General features: G+C 42.3%; 14 protein-coding genes. 11 read left to right on the top strand and 3 right to left on the bottom strand.

Annotated elements, in window-relative coordinates:
* Positions 1–74 precede the first annotated feature (74 nt).
* Complete coding sequence (locus ACEQZT_RS00005; RefSeq protein WP_372530114.1) at positions 75–6707, top strand: gliding motility-associated C-terminal domain-containing protein; 6633 nt, start codon at positions 75–77, stop codon at positions 6705–6707.
* Positions 6708–6718: 11 nt separating this feature from the next.
* Complete coding sequence (locus ACEQZT_RS00010) at positions 6719–7642, top strand: type IX secretion system membrane protein PorP/SprF (RefSeq protein ID WP_370086111.1); 924 nt, start codon at positions 6719–6721, stop codon at positions 7640–7642.
* Here the strand turns inward: ACEQZT_RS00010 and ACEQZT_RS00015 are convergent.
* Both ACEQZT_RS00015 and ACEQZT_RS00020 read right to left on the bottom strand, forming a co-directional pair.
* Complete coding sequence (locus tag ACEQZT_RS00015) at positions 7633–7980, bottom strand: phage holin family protein (protein WP_370086112.1); 348 nt, start codon at positions 7978–7980, stop codon at positions 7633–7635. The genes ACEQZT_RS00010 and ACEQZT_RS00015 overlap by 10 nt on opposite strands.
* Positions 7981–7988: 8 nt before the next feature.
* Positions 7989–8498 carry a gamma carbonic anhydrase family protein gene (locus ACEQZT_RS00020; RefSeq protein ID WP_370086113.1) on the bottom strand — a complete coding sequence of 170 codons (510 nt, stop codon included), beginning with the start codon at positions 8496–8498 and terminating at the stop codon, positions 7989–7991.
* Between the two features lie 77 nt (positions 8499–8575).
* On the opposite strand from ACEQZT_RS00020, the gene miaB reads away from it, so the two are divergent.
* Genes miaB through secG form a run of 5 tightly spaced genes read left to right on the top strand, consistent with a single transcriptional unit; the run spans position 8576 to position 13954 of the window.
* A complete protein-coding gene (gene miaB / locus ACEQZT_RS00025; protein ID WP_370086114.1) occupies positions 8576–10033 on the top strand; it encodes a tRNA (N6-isopentenyl adenosine(37)-C2)-methylthiotransferase MiaB in 1458 nt (485 codons plus the stop codon).
* On the top strand, positions 10030–11322 hold the full coding sequence (locus tag ACEQZT_RS00030; RefSeq protein WP_370086115.1) for a sigma-54 interaction domain-containing protein: 1293 nt from the start codon (positions 10030–10032) through the stop codon (positions 11320–11322). Before miaB ends, ACEQZT_RS00030 begins: the two co-directional genes overlap by 4 nt.
* The gene (locus tag ACEQZT_RS00035; protein ID WP_370086116.1) at positions 11303–11827 is read left to right on the top strand and encodes an LptE family protein; all 525 of its coding nucleotides are present in this window, start codon (positions 11303–11305) and stop codon (positions 11825–11827) included. Before ACEQZT_RS00030 ends, ACEQZT_RS00035 begins: the two co-directional genes overlap by 20 nt.
* A 39-nt stretch (positions 11828–11866) precedes the next feature.
* Entirely contained in the window at positions 11867–13576 is a 1710-nt protein-coding gene (locus tag ACEQZT_RS00040; protein ID WP_370086117.1) for a hypothetical protein, read from the top strand.
* On the top strand, positions 13577–13954 hold the full coding sequence (gene secG / locus ACEQZT_RS00045; protein ID WP_370086118.1) for a preprotein translocase subunit SecG: 378 nt from the start codon (positions 13577–13579) through the stop codon (positions 13952–13954). It begins immediately after the preceding gene.
* Positions 13955–14031: 77 nt separating this feature from the next.
* Here secG and ACEQZT_RS00050 read toward each other — a convergent pair whose 3' ends face one another.
* Positions 14032–14745, bottom strand: a complete 714-nt coding sequence (locus ACEQZT_RS00050) for a hypothetical protein (protein WP_370086119.1) — start codon at positions 14743–14745, stop codon at positions 14032–14034.
* A gap of 198 nt (positions 14746–14943) precedes the next feature.
* On the opposite strand from ACEQZT_RS00050, the gene groES reads away from it, so the two are divergent.
* From groES to ACEQZT_RS00070, 4 genes are all read left to right on the top strand, one after another.
* Entirely contained in the window at positions 14944–15222 is a 279-nt protein-coding gene (groES, locus tag ACEQZT_RS00055) for a co-chaperone GroES (RefSeq protein ID WP_348281320.1), read from the top strand.
* A gap of 31 nt (positions 15223–15253) precedes the next feature.
* Positions 15254–16885, top strand: a complete 1632-nt coding sequence (gene groL / locus ACEQZT_RS00060) for a chaperonin GroEL (RefSeq protein ID WP_370086120.1) — start codon at positions 15254–15256, stop codon at positions 16883–16885.
* A gap of 149 nt (positions 16886–17034) precedes the next feature.
* On the top strand, positions 17035–17436 hold the full coding sequence (locus tag ACEQZT_RS00065; RefSeq protein ID WP_370086121.1) for a DUF4145 domain-containing protein: 402 nt from the start codon (positions 17035–17037) through the stop codon (positions 17434–17436).
* A gap of 375 nt (positions 17437–17811) precedes the next feature.
* The gene (locus ACEQZT_RS00070) at positions 17812–18516 is read left to right on the top strand and encodes a hypothetical protein (protein ID WP_370086122.1); all 705 of its coding nucleotides are present in this window, start codon (positions 17812–17814) and stop codon (positions 18514–18516) included.
* Positions 18517–18574 lie beyond the last annotated feature (58 nt).

The following is an 18574-nucleotide window of genomic DNA, read 5'->3' on the forward strand; positions in this document are numbered from 1 at the left end:
CTACTGCTGCTGATCCTGGAACACAAATCGATGATGACAATATCCTTGATGATGATGCGGGTGGAAACACTGGCGTGGAAGATGGAAACTACATCCTAATCGTTACCGACCTGGTAACTGGGTGTACTTCTGCTACAGCTAATATTACGATAGGAATTAACCTTCCATCAATAACACCTAGCATGCAAGTGCTTCAGGATAACTTCACTTGTGATCTTAGCAATCCAATTGGTAGTGCAACTCTAACCATTGCAGAAGGACCAAATACAAATTACTCCTTTGCATGGTATAAAGGAGTTACAACTGCCGGAACTCCTATCGATAATGACGATCAAATCGATAACAGAGTACATGGAACATATACAGTTCTAATAACAGACAATGCAACACTATGTACACAGACTGCTCAGGTTAATATTGGGGAGTTTACTCCTTCGCTTACTGTGAGTTCATCTTCAAGTGTTGATCATTCAGACTGTTATCCATCCAATGGACAGGTATCAGTGACTCCAAGTTTGACCTTCAACCCTGCGGGTCCTCCATTAGGAGTTAGCTCTAATTTCACCTATCAATGGTATTTCGGAACGAGCGCTACCGCAGGAAATGAACTTGTTGAGGGTGTTGATCCAGGTAATCTTTCAACACCAACAAATGTTAACACAAACACAGTCTCAGGACTATCGGCTGGAGATTATACTGTTGTGATAACTGAAACTCAGACTGGCTGTGTATCTGGAATAGAAACAGTAACGGTAGCTGATGAAGTTTCTCCTTATAAGCCAACAATAGCCTTTACCAAAGACATTATTCCAAGTAGTTGTACTGGAGACAATGGTAGAATAACAGCAGAAATTACAGCATTAGGTGCCGGAGCTCCAAGTGCTTCGGGAGGTGGTCTCAACTTCACGTTTGAGTGGTATGAGGGAGCTCAGGATTATGCTACGCTAGAAACAACAGGATCTGCAGCTGCTCTTACTACTGGAGACTTCTTGGTAGCCAACCCTTCACCTGGCAATTCAGTGATTGTTTCTGACAATGGAGATACTAATGTTGGTGGCACTACAACATTAGATCAAATAGTATCAGGTCTTTATACAGTTGTAATGATTGATCAGAATACTGGTTGTAGATATTTTGAGACGATTGATCTAGGTTTCTCAGGACAGCAGGTTACAACCACTCTTACGATTGATAACGTAACCGAATGCCCTGATAATGGAACTGCAAGAGTTGGGCTGTCAGATAATATTATTTTGGATGTAAGTGCTCAATCTGCTCAATTCACTGTAGGTGAAGCATTCACGGCAGCACCAAGTGGCGCATTCGGGGTGATTGGAGCAGATCAATTGACAGGGGAAGTACAGGTAACTCTAGATGATGGTTCTCCAGCACTAGCTGTTTCTGATGTGATCACTGAAACTTCTACAGGAGAAACAGCGACTATTGATGTTATAGATAAAGTTGGATTTGCGACCGGACCTGATGAGTTCGATGATATTTCGCAATACATTGTTTACCTATATTCAGGATCCGGTGTTCCGGCAGATAGGTTTGCTCCTTATACCTATGAGGGAAGAGTGTTCCCTTACACGTACAACCCTGCAACGGGAGTAATTCTTGATGGAAATGGAGATCCATTGGCAAGTAGTCCTGGCCCAGTACTAAATGCTGGTGATGAAGCTGAGTTCCCTGAACTACCCGCAGGTGATTATGTTGCAATTGCACAGGAAATTAATAATCCTGCTTTCAACCCAGGATCGACCTCCAACTGTTGGACAGCTGCTTCCATTGATGAGGAAATTCTTGATCTTGCATACGAGCCTATAATTCAAAGCTCAACCTCTTCTGCGAATACAAATTGTGATAACACCAATGGCAATGGTCAGCTTTCAATTACGATAATTGAAGATCCAAACGAAAATTTGAATCCAGCGCTCGATCAACAGCCTAACGGTTATCGGTTCACATGGGTTAAGGATGCGGATCTTTCAGTTGTTCATTCAGAAGATATTCTAACTGAGACTGCTACTTCCACAACCTTAGCTGACTTAGAGCCTGGCACTTATACAGTTACTATCGGAAGATTAGGAGGGCCTGCAAATACACCAAATAATTGTGAGGTATCTACAACACTAACAGTAGGTGATAATCCTGAGCAGCATGAAATCATAAGTGCTACTGTTAATCCAAATCAGGATTGTAATCCACTTGATGGCTCTATTGTGATCAATGATGGAGATATTACTGATAATGCTGCGGATTATAACTTCACTTGGTACACAACTTATATTGATCCAGGAAATGTGGGTAACGTATTGTTAGCTGATGCCTTTGTGGATGGTGGTCTTAACAATGGTGATTTGGGAGCAAATAGTGTATCAGGTCTGGCTGCCGGAACCTACTATGTTGAAGCTACTCATGCAGTAAAAACATGTGAAACGCCTGCATTCTCAGTCGAAATAGAAGACCAGAGGGTAATCCCTACCTTCAATGTCGCACAAACAGCACAGGATATCGTATGTGATGACGCTACCTTCACTCCCACGGGACAAGCTACGCTCACCATCACCAATGGTTCTGCCGTGCCGGCTGACTATACCATCAGCTGGTTCGAAGATGCCGCTGAAACTCAACCTCTCGATGGTACAGGTGTCGTTGCTGCGCCGCTGTTCTCCGCTAACAACAGCGTCGTGGATCAGCTGCCTGCTGGTACCTACTTCGTGAGAATCGAAGACAACACCACACCGGGTGACGGATGTGTGAGTGTGCAGCGATCTGTAACCATACAGCAGTTCAACACAACCATCTCTGTGGGAGCTACCGCTGGCGTAGACTTCAACATCACGCCTTCCGATGATTGTAGCCCGGATAATGGTGGATTTGAAATACTAGACATTACCGAAACCAGACCTGGTGGTGCTACAACCTCCATCTCAGGTGGCGATTACGCCATCGGTGACTACTCTTTCGACTGGTTCGAAAGTGATGGAGTCACTCCGCTGGCAGATGCTCTGGTCGTGACTCTCAACAACGGTGACCCGGGCGCTAACGAAGTGGCTGGGCTTGCTCCGGGTACTTACTACGTGCAGATTACAAACACTGCTGCCGCTGGTGGTACCGGATGTTCACAGGGAGCTAGTGATTTCGTGGAGTTCATCATCGAAGATGAAACCGTAAATCCAACTATCAACCTTGTTGGAAGTATTACCCAAGACACCTATTGTGACAATACTGGCAATGTTGGGGATGGCGCTTTAACCATATCAATTGAGGACGAAGGAGCTGCCGGAACACCTGCTGACTATACAATTACATGGTATAGAGGAACAATTTCTGCAGCAAATGAAATCTTCCCTGGTGATGGAGGATTAAGAGGATCAGCAAATGCAAATGGAAGCTTGACAGCACTTTCAGATTTGGCAACTGGCAACTATACGGTTGTTATCAATAAAAATCTTGGTGATACACCAGGTACTGGAAATCAAGGCTGTACAGCAACAGCAGTGTATAATGTTGGATCAATGGATAATATTCCAACATTGAATGCTGCAGCGATTCAAGCTAGTACTGAGCCAGACACTTTGTGTACTGGAAATAGTGGCACATTAATCATCGATGATGCCGATGTATCAACCGGTGATCTGACTGATTTCGAAATTCGAATCTATACGGGCGCTGTTGGTGTTGGTGAACTTGCTGGTTCCCCATATACGAACATCGCGGCAACCTCAATTTCTTACACGAATCTTGCAGCTAATAATTACTATATAACAGCAGAAAATACAACCACAGGTTGTTTAGCTGCAACAGCTATCATCAATGTGAAGGACTCTGTTAGAAACCCTCAGATTACGCTGGTAAGTATGACTCCAGACGAAGATTGTAGTGGTGGAGTAAATGCCGGAGCATTAGAAGTAATTATTGATGGTCAATTCGATCATACCGATCATTTTGATGTGCAGTGGTTTAATGGATTTGGAGCTGTGGGTGGAAGTGAAATTGGGGGTGCTACTACAGTATCTTTAACCAATGCTGCTTCTGGACAATATTCTGTAAGTGTCAGAAATCAAAATACTGATTGTTCATTCTTCAGAAACTATACGATTACAAATGTTCCAATATATCCGAGTATATCTGACTTTGCTGTTGGCAACAACAACATTTGTGATGACGATAATGATAATAATCCAGCTGATGTGGGAACATTCGAGCTCCTTGAGACCACTTTTGATGGAAATACATTCGATCAAACGACTATGGCTGGAAACTATCTACTAGAAGTATTTACTCTTCCGGCTCTTACGCCAGTGGTTGATAACAATGGTGCAACTCCTTTCTTATTTGAGGAATTGAGTGCGGGTGATTACCGAGCTATTGTTACAAAAATTGATTCTGATTGCTCATCGAATGGAGTAGACTTTGAGATCATAGATGTAGTTCAAAGACCAGTAGTCAACATCGCACTACAAGTTGCAGATTCAACCTGTTCTGCTGGTGGTACTCCTAATGGTTCTTTGAGGGCAACTGCAAGAGTTGGTGCAGTCAGCGGAATTGATGACACAGACCCTGATTATACATTCCAGTGGTATATTGGAAGTGGAACAGGTACTCCTCTGACTAACGGAGTTGATCCCGGAAATGGATCTACCCCTGCTGGCGTAGCTACGTCCAATGTTTCTGGATTGGCAGCAGACACGTATACGGTTGAGGTGACCAGAATATCAACAGGCTGTGTTACTTTGGAAGAATTTGAACTTCCTAATATTCCAACCAATGTGGAAATAATGTCAGTTGATATCGTTGATGCAACGAATTGTACTCCAGGTAATGGAACTATAACAGTAACCTCGGTAAACAGAAATAATGTTGCAGATTATGACTTTGATTATTATGACACTGATCCTACAGTTGGAAGTCCCGCACCAGTATTTACCGGAGTTGCAGGAGCAGCCTATACTACTGCGGCGGCTGGTACATACTACATTATTGGAACCAATACAGTAGTGAACTGTACTACTCCTGTGTTTGAAATCGAGGTTGGTGAAGATCTTACCTACCCAGACATAGTACTTGATGATTTTGATTTCCAAACCAACTGTGATCCAAACAATCCGAACGGAAGGTTACTTGTCCTGTCTGATGGTCAACCGGAAAATGCAACATATGATTTCGAGTGGTTCTACGGAACTGACGATTCGGATCCACTGACAAGTGATGACTATACAGGAGGTGGAAACTTAACCGGAGAAACTACAAATGAAGTTTCAGGAATTGCAGCTGGCTTCTACACAGTTCGAGTTACTAATACTATTACAGGATGTATCTCATTTGAGACCTATCAGATGGCTGACGATATCCCGAATCCGATAGCAATCTCTACCTCTACCTCGGCTAATACAAACTGTATCAGTCCAAATGGTAAGGCAGCTGTTTCGGTGATATCTCCGGCACCCGGAAGATCAATTAGCGATTACAACTACTACTGGTTTATCGGAGATCTGGCAACTGTAGGAACGAATCCTAATCCTGCTTCTGCTGACTTCACGGGAACTCTAATAGAGAACATACCAGATGGTGATTATGTAGTGCTCGTGATTGATCAAATAGACCCAGTATGTCAATCGCAAGCAAAACAGGTAACTGTTCAAGATGGTACGAAGAGACCTACATACGCGCTGACTACAAGGGACGTCACAGTATGCTTTGATGATAAGGATGGATTCGCACAGGTTTCTGTAACAGATCTATCAACTGTGAATATTGCATGGTATGATGATGCAAGTAACCTGATTGGAACTACATTCTACATTGATTCACTAGATGCCGGTATGTATAGCATTGAATTGACGCATGTTATCACCGGATGTGTTTCATCTGAAGTATTTGAGATTCTTAACAATGCAGTTACGCCGAGTGCGCCTACTGTCATAGTAAACAATGGTAGAACTAACTGTTCATTTGCTAATGGTAGTGCAATCGCTAACGTAGATGGAGTTACCAATAACTTCCTATTCGAGTGGTTTGATCCAACAGACATGAGTACTCCTTATGCAACAGGCTCACAGGTATTCAACCTCGATACAACTACTTATCTGGTGAGAGCTACCAACCTTGCAACAGGCTGTGAATCTCCAATGACATCCGTTGAAATTGGATATGAGGTTGAAGATCCCGTATTTGAAGTTTCATTTAATAACTCAGTTTGTCTGAGAACTGAAGACGGATCAACCAATCAGTTCACAGGGTCCGCTATCATAAGTTTTGCAGAATTTAATCTGGCGACCAATTATGAATGGAGAGACGCTAACGGAACATTGGTGGGTACAAATTCAAGATTGATAGACGCCTACCCTGGTGATTACACCGTGACGTTTACTGCAGAAAATGGATGTACGTATGATGCAGCGTTTACGATAGAGACTTCATTGACCATCTATAACGGAGTATCCGCAAATGCTGACGGTAAGAATGACTTCTTCTTAATTGATTGTATAGATTATTTCCCTAATAACAACGTTAAGATCTATAACCGAGCAGGTCAAAGACTTTACGAAGTAGATGGGTATAACAATACTACGATACGTTTCGAAGGATTCAGCAATGTTGGAGGCGGTGGTCTTCAATTGCCTCCGGGAACCTACTTCTACGTAGTAGATTTGGGCAATGGACAGGATCCAGTACAAGGATATTTAGAATTAGTTAGGTAATTTTAGCCAGAATGAAAAAATCGGTTATCTCTTTTTTTCTAATCGTTGCTGCCTTCTGCGCAGTTGCACAGCAGCGTCCGGTCATGTCTACATACATGTTTAACGGGCTGGCTATTAATCCTGCATATGCTGGTAGTTTAAATATTTTGAGTGCGAGCTTCATCCACAGAAAGCAATGGATAAATGTGGAAGGAGCTCCTACTTCAAATATTCTTTCAGTCCACAGTTCCTTTTATGGCAATCAGATTGGGTTGGGTTTGCAGGCAACTCGTGATGTAATTGGAGTTCATGAAGAGTCTGCTGTTTATGTAAGTGGTGCTTACAAAATCAAGACTGGAGTGGGAATCTTGGCCATGGGCTTGTCCGGAGGATTTGATAATCGTAGATCAGACTTCACCAAGCTCAATGTGTTAAATGAAGACGATGAATTGCTAAGTGGAACCCCAACCCGCTTCACTCCTAACTTTGGAACGGGCATTTATTTTGCCAATCCAAAGATGTACGCAGGAATTTCAGTTCCATACATTCTGGAAAATAGCCTCTATCAGGTTCAGGCTGATGGTACAACCTCCGAGGGACGTGAAAGTAGATACTACTATGCCACCGCAGGCGTTGTTCTGGACATCAATCCTAATGTTAAATTCAGTCCCTCTGCCCTTTTTAGATATCAAGAGCAAAGCAGAGTTGGTTGGGATTTGAATGCAACTGTCATTTTTGACGGGATCGCATATGCAGGCGTTTCTTATCGAAGTGGTGATGCTTTGGTGTTCCTTACCCAGCTAATACTTAATGAGAACTTCCGGTTGGGTTATGCGTATGATGCCACTGTAAATGCGCTAAGCAATCATTCACGAGGGACACACGAAATCTTACTTAACTACCGCATTAAGCTGAGGAATTATAAGAAAGATCCCCAGTGTCCAGTTTACTTCTGACCCTCTCTACTAAGATCTGTTAGCAAAGCATTTATTACTGAAAGCACTAAGCTGAATATAAGTGCCCACCAAAAACTATGAACCTCAAATCCTGGAACAATAGCATCTGCCATAAGGATTATTAGTGCATTTATTACCAATAAGAAAAGGCCCAGTGTGAAGATAGTCAATGGGATAGTCAATAATATCAATAAAGGTTTCACAGAAGAATTAAGAAGGGCTAATAACACGGCCACAATCACAGCGGTGATAAATCCATCAACTGCTACCCCGGGTAATAAGTAAGAAGCTATTATCACAGCAATCGAGGAGAGAAGTATTTTTACTAAAATGTTCATATCATCTTTTATTTAAACCAGCTTGCGTACATTTTATAGTTTCCTGCAATTCTAGCAAGCATTTCTTTATTCTCTTCATCCATACTCTTCAGTTTCTTTCCAGGTACTCCACCATAAACAGAGTTTTCTTCGACAACAGTTCCGGCTAAAACCACCGTCCCCGCACCTATTATGGAGCCTGATTTAATGACCGCATTATCCAACACAATGGCACCAATTCCTATCAACACATTATCCTCAATGGTACATCCATGCACGACTGCATTATGCCCAATAGATACATTATTTCCAATGGTTGTCCCTGCTTTCTCATAAGTCCCGTGTATGGTTACATTATCCTGAATATTCGTATTGTTTCCTATTCGAATATAATTCACATCACCTCTTACCACGGCTCCAAACCAAACCGTACAGCTATCCCCCATTTCTACCTCCCCAACGATCGTGCTATTTGGTGCAAACCAGCATCCTTCACCAAACTTTGGAGTAAATCCTCTCACCTCTTGAATATGCGCCATTTTTTTCTCTTAAATCTATGATAAAATCTATACTAAAAATGCTGACAAAATGTCACTACACTTTCTATCTTTGTGGCATGCAAGGATTGATAGCTGATATAGATTTATTAGAAGAGGAGAAAAATCAACCCGAGTCTTGTGATTACAAGGTTACTGAGGAAGATCATAACAAAACACAGCGAAGACTCTACATTGAAAGTTATGGATGTCAGATGAATTTCTCTGACAGTGAAATTGTAACCTCTATTCTAAAAAAGGAAGGATTTGGGACGACATCTTCACCAGAGCATGCAGATGTAATACTTATCAACACCTGCTCGATTAGAGAAAAAGCAGAGCAAACAGTTCGAAATAGGCTCAACTACTTTAGAGGAATAAAGAAAAAAAATAGAGAGGTGACTGTAGGTGTACTTGGCTGTATGGCTGAGCGCTTGAAGTCAAAACTTCTGGAAGAAGAAAAGATTGTAGACCTGGTTCTCGGACCTGATGCTTATCGGGATTTGCCAAAGTTGGTCAAGCAAGCTGAAGAAGGTACAAAAGGTATAAACACGTTTCTTTCCAGGGAAGAAACTTATGCGGACATCTCCCCTGTTCGTCTCAACTCTAATGGAGTGACGGCTTTTATTTCAATCATGCGAGGATGTGATAATATGTGTTCCTTCTGCGTGGTACCTTTCACTCGAGGACGAGAAAGGAGTCGCGACCCTCATTCAATTGTAAAGGAAGCTCAAGAACTATTCGATAAAGGATACAGGGAAGTTACATTGCTTGGACAAAATGTGGATTCGTACAAGTGGTCTGCTGAAGAAAACAATAAAGCGCGACTCAATAAAAAAGACGATGTTAATGAGATTGTCAACTTTGCCAACCTCATTGAGATGGTGGCCAAAGTTCATCCAGACTTACGGGTTAGGTTCTCTACATCACACCCCAAGGACATCACCGATGAAGTACTTCACACCATGAAGAAGTACGAAAACATTTGCAACTACATCCATCTTCCAGCACAAAGTGGTAACTCGCGGGTATTGGAGATGATGAACAGAACCTATGATCGTGAATGGTACATGAACCGTGTAGATGCAATCAGAGAAATACTGGGTGAAGAGTGTGGTATCAGTTCTGATATGATTGCAGGTTTTTGCACAGAAACTGAGGAAGAACATAAAGATACGCTCTCATTAATGGATTATGTGAAGTATGATTTCTCGTACATGTTTTTTTACTCTGAGCGACCGGGTACACTGGCTGCTAAGAAATACGAAGACGACATTCCTTTAGATGTCAAAAAACGCAGACTTCAGGAAATCATTGATAAACAAAGAGATCTCTCGCTGGAAAGGAACCAATTAGATGTTGGTAAGGTATTTAAGGTACTTGTTGAAGGAAAGAGCAAGCGATCCGAGGAGCAGATTCAGGGAAGAAACTCAGCCAATAAGGTTATAATTTTCAAATCCGATGCACCTAAAGGATCTTATGTGAATGTACGGGTGACTGATTGCAATCCAGCCACCCTATTTGGAGAAATAGTATGAGTTTGAAGATAGATTCAGAAGTTCAGGCGATAAAACAGCGCTTTGAGATTATTGGTAACTCTACCAAACTCAACAATGCAATTCGAGTGGCCATGCAAGTGGCTCCCACAGACATGAGTGTGCTGATCACCGGAGAAAGCGGTGCGGGAAAGGAATCATTTTCAAAGATCATTCATAGCCTCTCACACAGAAAGCATGGTCAATTCATTGCCATAAACTGTGGAGCAATTCCTGAAGGAACCATCGATTCTGAGCTATTTGGACATGAGAAAGGTGCTTTTACGGGTGCTACTGGTGACAGAAAAGGGTACTTTGAAGTCACCAATAGTGGAACCATATTTCTGGACGAAATTGGTGAGATGCCACAGAGCACACAGGCGCGGCTACTTCGGGTTCTTGAAAACGGCGAGTTTATCAAAGTAGGATCTTCTAAGGTTCAAAAAACGGATGTCCGGGTAATAGCTGCCACAAATGTAGATCTGTTGGATGCTGTCGGGAAAGGTAAGTTTAGAGAAGACCTGTACTATAGACTCAGCACAGTTCCGATCTACGTGCCGGCATTGCGCGAGCGTGGAGATGATGTGGTGCTACTTTTCAAAAAGTTTGCTTATGACTTTTCTGAAAACTATAAGACAGAGCCTATTAAGCTGACAAATGATGCCATAGATTACCTAAAATCACACCGATTTCCAGGCAACATTAGACAACTAAAAAACCTGGTAGAACAAATCAGTGTACTCAGCATTGAAAGAGAAGTTACTCTTGAACAACTTCAGACTTATTTGCCAAGAACAGGCAGCAGCCTTCCGGCACTGGTCAACAAAAACAAATCTGATGACAATTTTACTGAAAGAGACATCCTTTACAAGGTACTCTTCGATATGAAATCAGACATGGCAGAGCTGAAAAAGCTGGTCTTCAAAATGCTCGATGGCGATAACAATGACCGGGAAATTCTCGAAGATCATAAATCATTATTTAAGAACATTGACTCCTCCCATGCCCGCCTTGATGAGTATAAAGAAGAAGCTGAAGTTGAGCACGTGGAAAAAGATGAACCTACTCTGGTGATCTCGTCAAATCAGGATGACTATGAATCTGAGGTAGAAGACATCACTCATGAAATGGAGTACGAGGACTCTCTTTCACTTGAAAAAAAGGAGAAAGAGCTCATCATCAAAGCACTAAGAAAAAACAACAACAAGCGTAAGTATGCCGCTGAAGATCTCGGCATTTCGGAACGAACTTTGTATAGAAAGATTAAGCAATATGAACTTGAAGACCTTTAGCCTGATTTTTCTAATTGGAGGACTTGTACTGGCAAGTGGATGTGGTGTTTACAATTTCACTGGAGGCACACTTTCGCCGGATACCAAGACAATAACCATCGCCACTTTTTACAACAATGCTCCACTCGGTCCATCCAATATGAGCGCCATTTTCACTGAAACCATCAAGGATTATTTCCAGCAAAACACCAGCCTGGAGTTGGTGGATACAAATGGAGACCTGCAATTAGACGGGTTCATTTCAAACTATACGATTACCCCTGTAGCCGCAACTTCCGGTAGTCAGGGACAGGGTGATTTTTCTGCATTATCACGGATTACCATCACCGTTTCAGCTACCTATACCAATGTAAATGACCCAACATTTGATTTTGATCGGTCATTTTCCTTCTTCAAAGACTTTGACAACTCGGGGAATTTAGCCGCTAACGAAGAGGCATACGTAGAAGAGATATTCGACCAAATTGTACTAGATATATTCAATGCTTCGGTTGCAAATTGGTGATTTTGCTTAATTTTAGCTTGAACACCGTTTGCTAATCTTGTGAATAAAACCGAGTTAATCACCTTTCTGCGAGACCCGAGTAAGCTTTCTTCGAGCCAATTGGAGGAATTGGAGGAAATCGTGGATGATAATCCATACTTTCTCAGCGCCAGACTTCTTCTTGCAAAAGCCGGAAAGGAACACAAGCACCCGAAAACAAAAAAGTTTGTTGCTTCTGCAGCTATTTATTCAACTGACAGAATCCTGCTGAAGAAGTATTTGAACGGAAATCTATTCTTCCTTAGTGAACCTCCAAAAGCTAAGGCAGAAGAGCAAGTACAACCTAAAACTCAGGAGTTGAGCAAAGTTGATATTAAGGATAAGTCCGTATCTACCGCCCCCATACAGCCTACTCCTGAGCCAAAACCAGCAGAAAAGGAAGATAAACCGGTACAGCAGGAAGAAATAAAACCTGCGCAGAAAAAAGCTGCTCCCGAAGAGGTGGCAGAAGAAAAGCCAGCTCGAAGAGAGGACAAGCGACCAAGTGCGATCAAGGAGAAAGAAACCAAGCCACAGCCGGAAGTTCCAGATCTACCGAGCGGGGATTTAGATTCCATCCTTGAAGAACTTGAGCGTGACATGGAAAACCTCAAAGCTTCGAGGGAGAAGTTTGCAAAAGTTCAGGAAAAAATTGAGGAAGATGATGCTGTATCAGCAGCACTTCAAAAAGCATCTGACAAAACAACAGAGGCCCTTAATGAGACTATAGCGGAAGTGAGACCAACTTCTGAGCCCCCCCCCCTACCTACTATAAAGGAAGAAGAAACGAAGACTGATGGAATAGATGAAGAAGTAAAAAAATCATCTGAGGAGATAACCAGACAAGTACTGGAAGCCGCCAAGAAAGCTAAAGAGGAAGTCGCAAAAGAAGACTCTGAAGCCAAAGCGAAAGCAGAACCTGAAGAGAAGAAGGAAGAAAAACCAGAAAAGTCTCAGGAGAAACCAGACGACAATGAGCGTGCTGAGCGTGTGATCCGAGAACCTCGTTTCTCAAGATTCTCAACTCGTAGCTACATCAAACCTCCCGAAGATATTGATACGTCCAAGTTTTTGGATGATGAGAAAAAAGAAGAAAAGCCATCCAAATCAGAAGCATCTGCCAAAGAAGGTAATGAAGAAGATGATAAAGGAAAAATTAAGCTTCCTGATTTATCTAAGGCCAAGCCGGTAGAAAGGCGATCGAAGAAAAAAACTTCTGCTAAGAAGGAAGAAGATTCTGAAGATAAAACGACAGAAAGAAAAGCCGATTCTACAAAAGCGAAGGAGAAGAGCACAACTAAAAAAAAGGCAACAAAGACAGCCGAAAAGAAGCCGGTAGAGAAAAAAGCCACACCCAAAAAGAAAGCAACCGCAAAAAAGGAGACGGCTAAAAAAACAAGCAAGGAAAAGACAACAGCAAAGTCAAAGACTAAGAAAAGCGAAGAGAAAAAAGACGATGATTCATCCGGTAGGAAATCCCAGCAGGAAATCATTGACAAATTCATAAAGGAAGCTCCATCAATCAAATACCAGCGCAAAGAAGATATGAGTGCTGAGGATCTAGCCGAAAAGAGTGCGGTTTGGGATCCAAACCTGGCTTCAGAATACTTAGCAGAAATCTATCTTCATCAGGGAAATAAAAAGCGTGCTATTGAAATCTATGAGGCGCTAAGCTTGAAATATCCAGAAAAAAAATCTTACTTTGCGGACTTAATTTCAAAAATTGAATAGATGTACGGAATAATTGTAACCCTGATTGTCATTGTAGCAGTGCTGTTGATTCTTGTAGTATTGGCACAGAACCCTAAAGGTGGGGGTCTATCCAGCCAATTTGGTGGATCAGGAACAACTCAGCTTATGGGTGTGAAAAAGACCGGTGACTTACTAGAGAAACTTACCTGGGGATTTGCAATAGCACTTCTTATTCTTTCAGTTTCTACAAATTTCATCCAGCCTGAGGTAAACGAAGATGTAATGTCAAGTCCAAACATTGATAACGCCCAAACTGCTCAGCCAGCTATTCCGCAAGGCATCCAGCCTGCAGACGCTGATAATTCCGGTCTCGAGGATTTAACTCAAGGATCTGATTCAGACAGCACAGCTAACTAATCCTGATAAAAAGATATATAGAAAGGCAACTCGATGAGTTGCCTTTTTTTATGATTAAAAACCTAAAGAGTTATCTTTTATGAAACTGATATCTCCCTTACCAGCATTCTTTTGGCAACAGGAAGTACTGTTTCATTAAGAGGAAATTTAAGCTTGCTCACAGCCAGATAAGTAGCCGGATTGGGTAGCTCAGTAAACTTACGTGTCAATTCTACTTTAATGTTCTCATACGTCTTACTCAGCCCTCTGATCTCATTCATCAAAAACTCAGTAGACATGCTTCGGTATTTTTCCTCTGCATGTTCGAAAAAGGTCATCTGATACCGAAAAATCGAAACATCATTAGAAGTATCCAGATTGATGAACAGGTAGCCCTCATCAGAATAGATGGGCGAAACGCCCACCGGCTGCAGCTCAATATTCTCTTCCACAAACTCAAAGAGCTCCTTCCCTTCTTCCAGCATGCCCTTCATTTTGGGAATAGCAAAAGCGATGATCTCTTCAATCTGCTGCATCACCTCATCGTCATTGATGATTTTATCATACGTGAGCTTAAGCTTATTAAAATCTGCCTTGGTAAGTGTTTCCGGAAAAGAATCATACATCAGCTTTTTGCTCTCCCTCACCTTGATCAGATTGCGATAGTGAAAAATAAGGTCAGTCATAAAAGGATAAAGCTCCGACTGATTAAATCGCTTCCCCACATCTTTTAAGTACGCAAGCAGCACATACTTCTTGTACTCATAATCAATCAATCCCTCGGTTAGCCAATCATGTTTCAAATTATTCATACCGTCATTTTTTATTACAAAATTTAGATATGAAATGCCAGTTTGTCAAGAGCTGAAAGCACATTTAGAAGAAACTGTCAGGGCATCCTGCAAAATTGTCATATCTATCTATCAATATACCTGACATATACGACTTGGCACACAAAATGATAATAGATGATCCAAATTGAATTCAACTAAACATAAACGTTTACACACATGTCTAAAGTAAATTTCAAACCACTTGCTGACAGAGTTCTGGTAGAACCTGCTGCGGCTGAAGAAAAAACAGCTTCAGGAATCATCATTCCTGACACTGCAAAAGAAAAACCTCAGAGAGGACAGATTGTCGCTATCGGTACTGGTAAGAAAGACGAACCTATCAATGTAAAAGTCGGAGACCAGGTGCTTTATGGTAAGTATTCAGGAACTGAGATCACCATAGATGGTAAGGAGTTCTTGATCATGAAAGAAGCTGACATTTACGGCATAGTATAATTAATCTCAAAACTGAAAAATCAATAAAATCATGGCAAAAGATATATTCTTTAATACCGACGCAAGAGACAGCATCAAAAAAGGTGTGGACGTACTTGCTGACGCAGTTAAAGTAACACTAGGACCTAAAGGAAGAAACGTAATCCTAGACAAGAAATTTGGCGCACCTACTGTAACAAAAGATGGTGTTTCTGTAGCGAAAGAAATTGAGCTTAAGGAGCCAATCGAAAACATGGGCGCTCAGCTTGTGAAAGAAGTAGCTTCTAAAACTGCTGATGACGCTGGTGATGGAACTACTACTGCGACTGTTTTGACTCAGGCGATCTTTAGCCACGGTATCAAAAACGTAGCTGCTGGTGCTAACCCAATGGATCTGAAAAGAGGTATCGACAAGGCGGTAGCTGCTGTTGTTGAGAACCTTAGAAAACAATCTAAAGGAATCAAAACTTCTGAGGAAATCGCTCAGGTGGCTTCTGTATCTGCAAACAACGATCAGGAGATCGGTAAAATGATTGCCGATGCGATGGACAAAGTAGGAAAAGATGGTGTGATCACTGTAGAAGAAGCAAAAGGTACTGAGACTGAAGTGAAAACTGTAGAAGGTATGCAGTTTGACAGAGGATACCTTTCCCCTTACTTCGTGACCAACACTGACAAGATGGAAGCTGAGTTGGAAAACCCTTACATCCTGATCTACGACAAGAAGGTATCTAACATGAAGGAGCTTCTTCCTATCCTGGAAGCTGCTGCTCAGACTGGTAAGCCATTGTTGATCATCGCTGAGGATGTGGAAGGTGAAGCACTTGCTACCCTTGTAGTAAACAAAATCAGAGGTTCGCTGAAAATTGCAGCTGTAAAAGCTCCTGGCTTTGGTGACAGAAGAAAAGCAATGCTTGAGGATATCGCTATCCTGACTGGCGGTACTGTGATCTCTGAGGAAAGAGGTTACAAGCTTGAGAATGCTACCCTTGATTACTTAGGTACAGCTGAGAAGATCAACATCGATAAAGACAACACTACGATTGTAAACGGTGCTGGTAAGAAAGCTGACATTCAGGCTAGAGTAAACCAAATCAAGCAGCAAATCGAGAACACTACTTCAGATTACGACAAAGAAAAGCTACAAGAAAGACTTGCTAAGCTTTCCGGCGGAGTTGCTATCCTTTACATAGGTGCAGCTACTGAGGTAGAGATGAAAGAGAAGAAAGACAGAGTGGATGATGCACTTCACGCAACAAGAGCTGCCGTACAGGAAGGTATCGTAGCTGGTGGTGGTGTAGCACTCATCAGAGCGATGAAAGCTTTGGATGGTCTTACTCTTGAAAATGAAGACCAAAACACTGGTGTAACCATCGTGAGAAACGCTATCCAGGCTCCACTGAGAACCATCGTAGAAAACGCTGGTGGCGAAGCTTCAGTAGTGGTGAACGAAGTATTGGCTGGAAAAGCCGATTACGGATTCAACGCTGCAAATGGCGAGTACGTGAACATGTTCAAGGCTGGAATCATCGATCCTACAAAGGTGACAAGACTAGCGCTTGAGAACGCTTCATCTATCGCTTCTCTCCTACTCACTACCGAGTGTGTGGTAGCTGAGGAGCCTGAGAAAGAAGGAGCAGCAATGCCTCCAATGCCAGGCGGTGGCATGGGCGGAATGATGTAATCAGACGTTCAGATTAGATATAGAAAGCCTACTCCATTGGAGTGGGCTTTTTTTTGTTAGCAGTAAATGGTTTTGCTTATATTTAGAATATTGAAAATCATGATAGTTTTCAACTAAGTAGAAAATGAAATTAAGCTGGAATCAATTAAGTGGCTTGCCTTCCAAAAGTTCTAGGAAATGCAGTTAAACACATTCCTGATCCAGATGTAGAAGGGCTTTTTAAAGAAGCAAAATCATGTTTCTCTATAAATGCTTTTACTTCTTCAGTAATGTGCTGTCGAAAACTACTCATGAATATTTCAGTGGCTGAAGGTGCAAAGGAAGGAAAGGGATTTGTTGACTATGTCAACTTCTTAAACGATAACAATTACATTCCTCCCAATGGTAAAAAATGGGTTGATAGTATACGACAACTTGGTAATGAAGCCAATCATAAAATTGATTTTAAATCCAAAGAAGATGCTGAAAGAATTTTAATCTTTACTGAGATGCTTCTTAGGTTTATCTATGAGCTTCCAGGAATTATGGAAGTTCCTCAACAAATGGAATAACCGATCTCATCCTCGTTTGCAACGAGGATGCCTAAACCAAATTTCGAAGATTCCGGCACAGGGGCCGGAATGACGCTCCGAGCTAAAAGAGCACTTTCCAGGTCATTCATAACTCTGTCATGTCATTCCGAGGAACGAGGAGCCTCCACCCATCTCGTCCTCGTTTGCAACGAGGATGACTAAACCAAATTTTCCTCTCTCATCCTCGTTTGCAACGAGGATGCCTAAAACAAATCCCGAAGATTCCGGCACAGGGGCCGGAATGACGCTTCGAGCTAAGAAGGCATTTTCTCTTTCTCGTCCTCGTTTGTAACGAGGATGCTTAAAACAAATCCCCACCTCATCCTCGTTTGTAACCGGGTCGCGTAGACGAGGATGCCTAAACCAAAACCATTAAGATTCCGGCACAAGGCCGGAATGACGCTTCGAGCTAAAGGAGCATCCTCCTTGATCATTCATATCTCCGTCATTTCATTTCGAGTGACGAGGAATCTCCCCGCTCTTTGTACTCCCCAACTAGCGCTAGCGTCCGCTTGTGCTAAACCAACCGAAGATTCCGGCACAGACCTGCCTGCCGTTCAAGGCAGGGAACGAGGAATCTCTTCTCCGCCCCAAATCCCATCACATCCTAGTTTGCAGACAAGAATGCACGCCAGCAGTTTAAAACTTCCGCTTAAACATTCCAACGTTTCAACCCCACCCACAGTCTTAGCAAAAAATAAAACCTTGAAAAGAATTACACTGATTGCATTATTGGCTCTTGGCTTATCATGTCAGGAATCTCTCAATCTTGAGGGAACCGTTTTGGAAGTATCACTCGTGGAAGAGTTCTGTGGACAGGCCATCCTTAAAATTGAAGATCCGGCCTACCATCACCTGGGTGAATCGGCGAATGGTGAGGAGAATGTGTTTTATACCATGCTCATCTGTGATGACATGGGCATCCAAACTGAGGGTTCTTTTCTAGTGAAGCTGGTGGCTGAGTATGAGCCGGGGGATTGCGCCGTGTGCCTGGGATTATTAGCCTACGACGGAGATAATCGGTACAATGTAGTCCGCATATATGAAGAAGAAAAATAGGTTAACCAACCTCAAGATAAAACCCCTCTCTCACCCTCGTTTGCAACCGGGTCGCGTA

It is taken from the genome of Ekhidna sp., assembly GCF_964218185.1.
In the GTDB taxonomy this organism is placed as follows: Bacteria; Bacteroidota; Bacteroidia; order Cytophagales; family Cyclobacteriaceae; genus Ekhidna.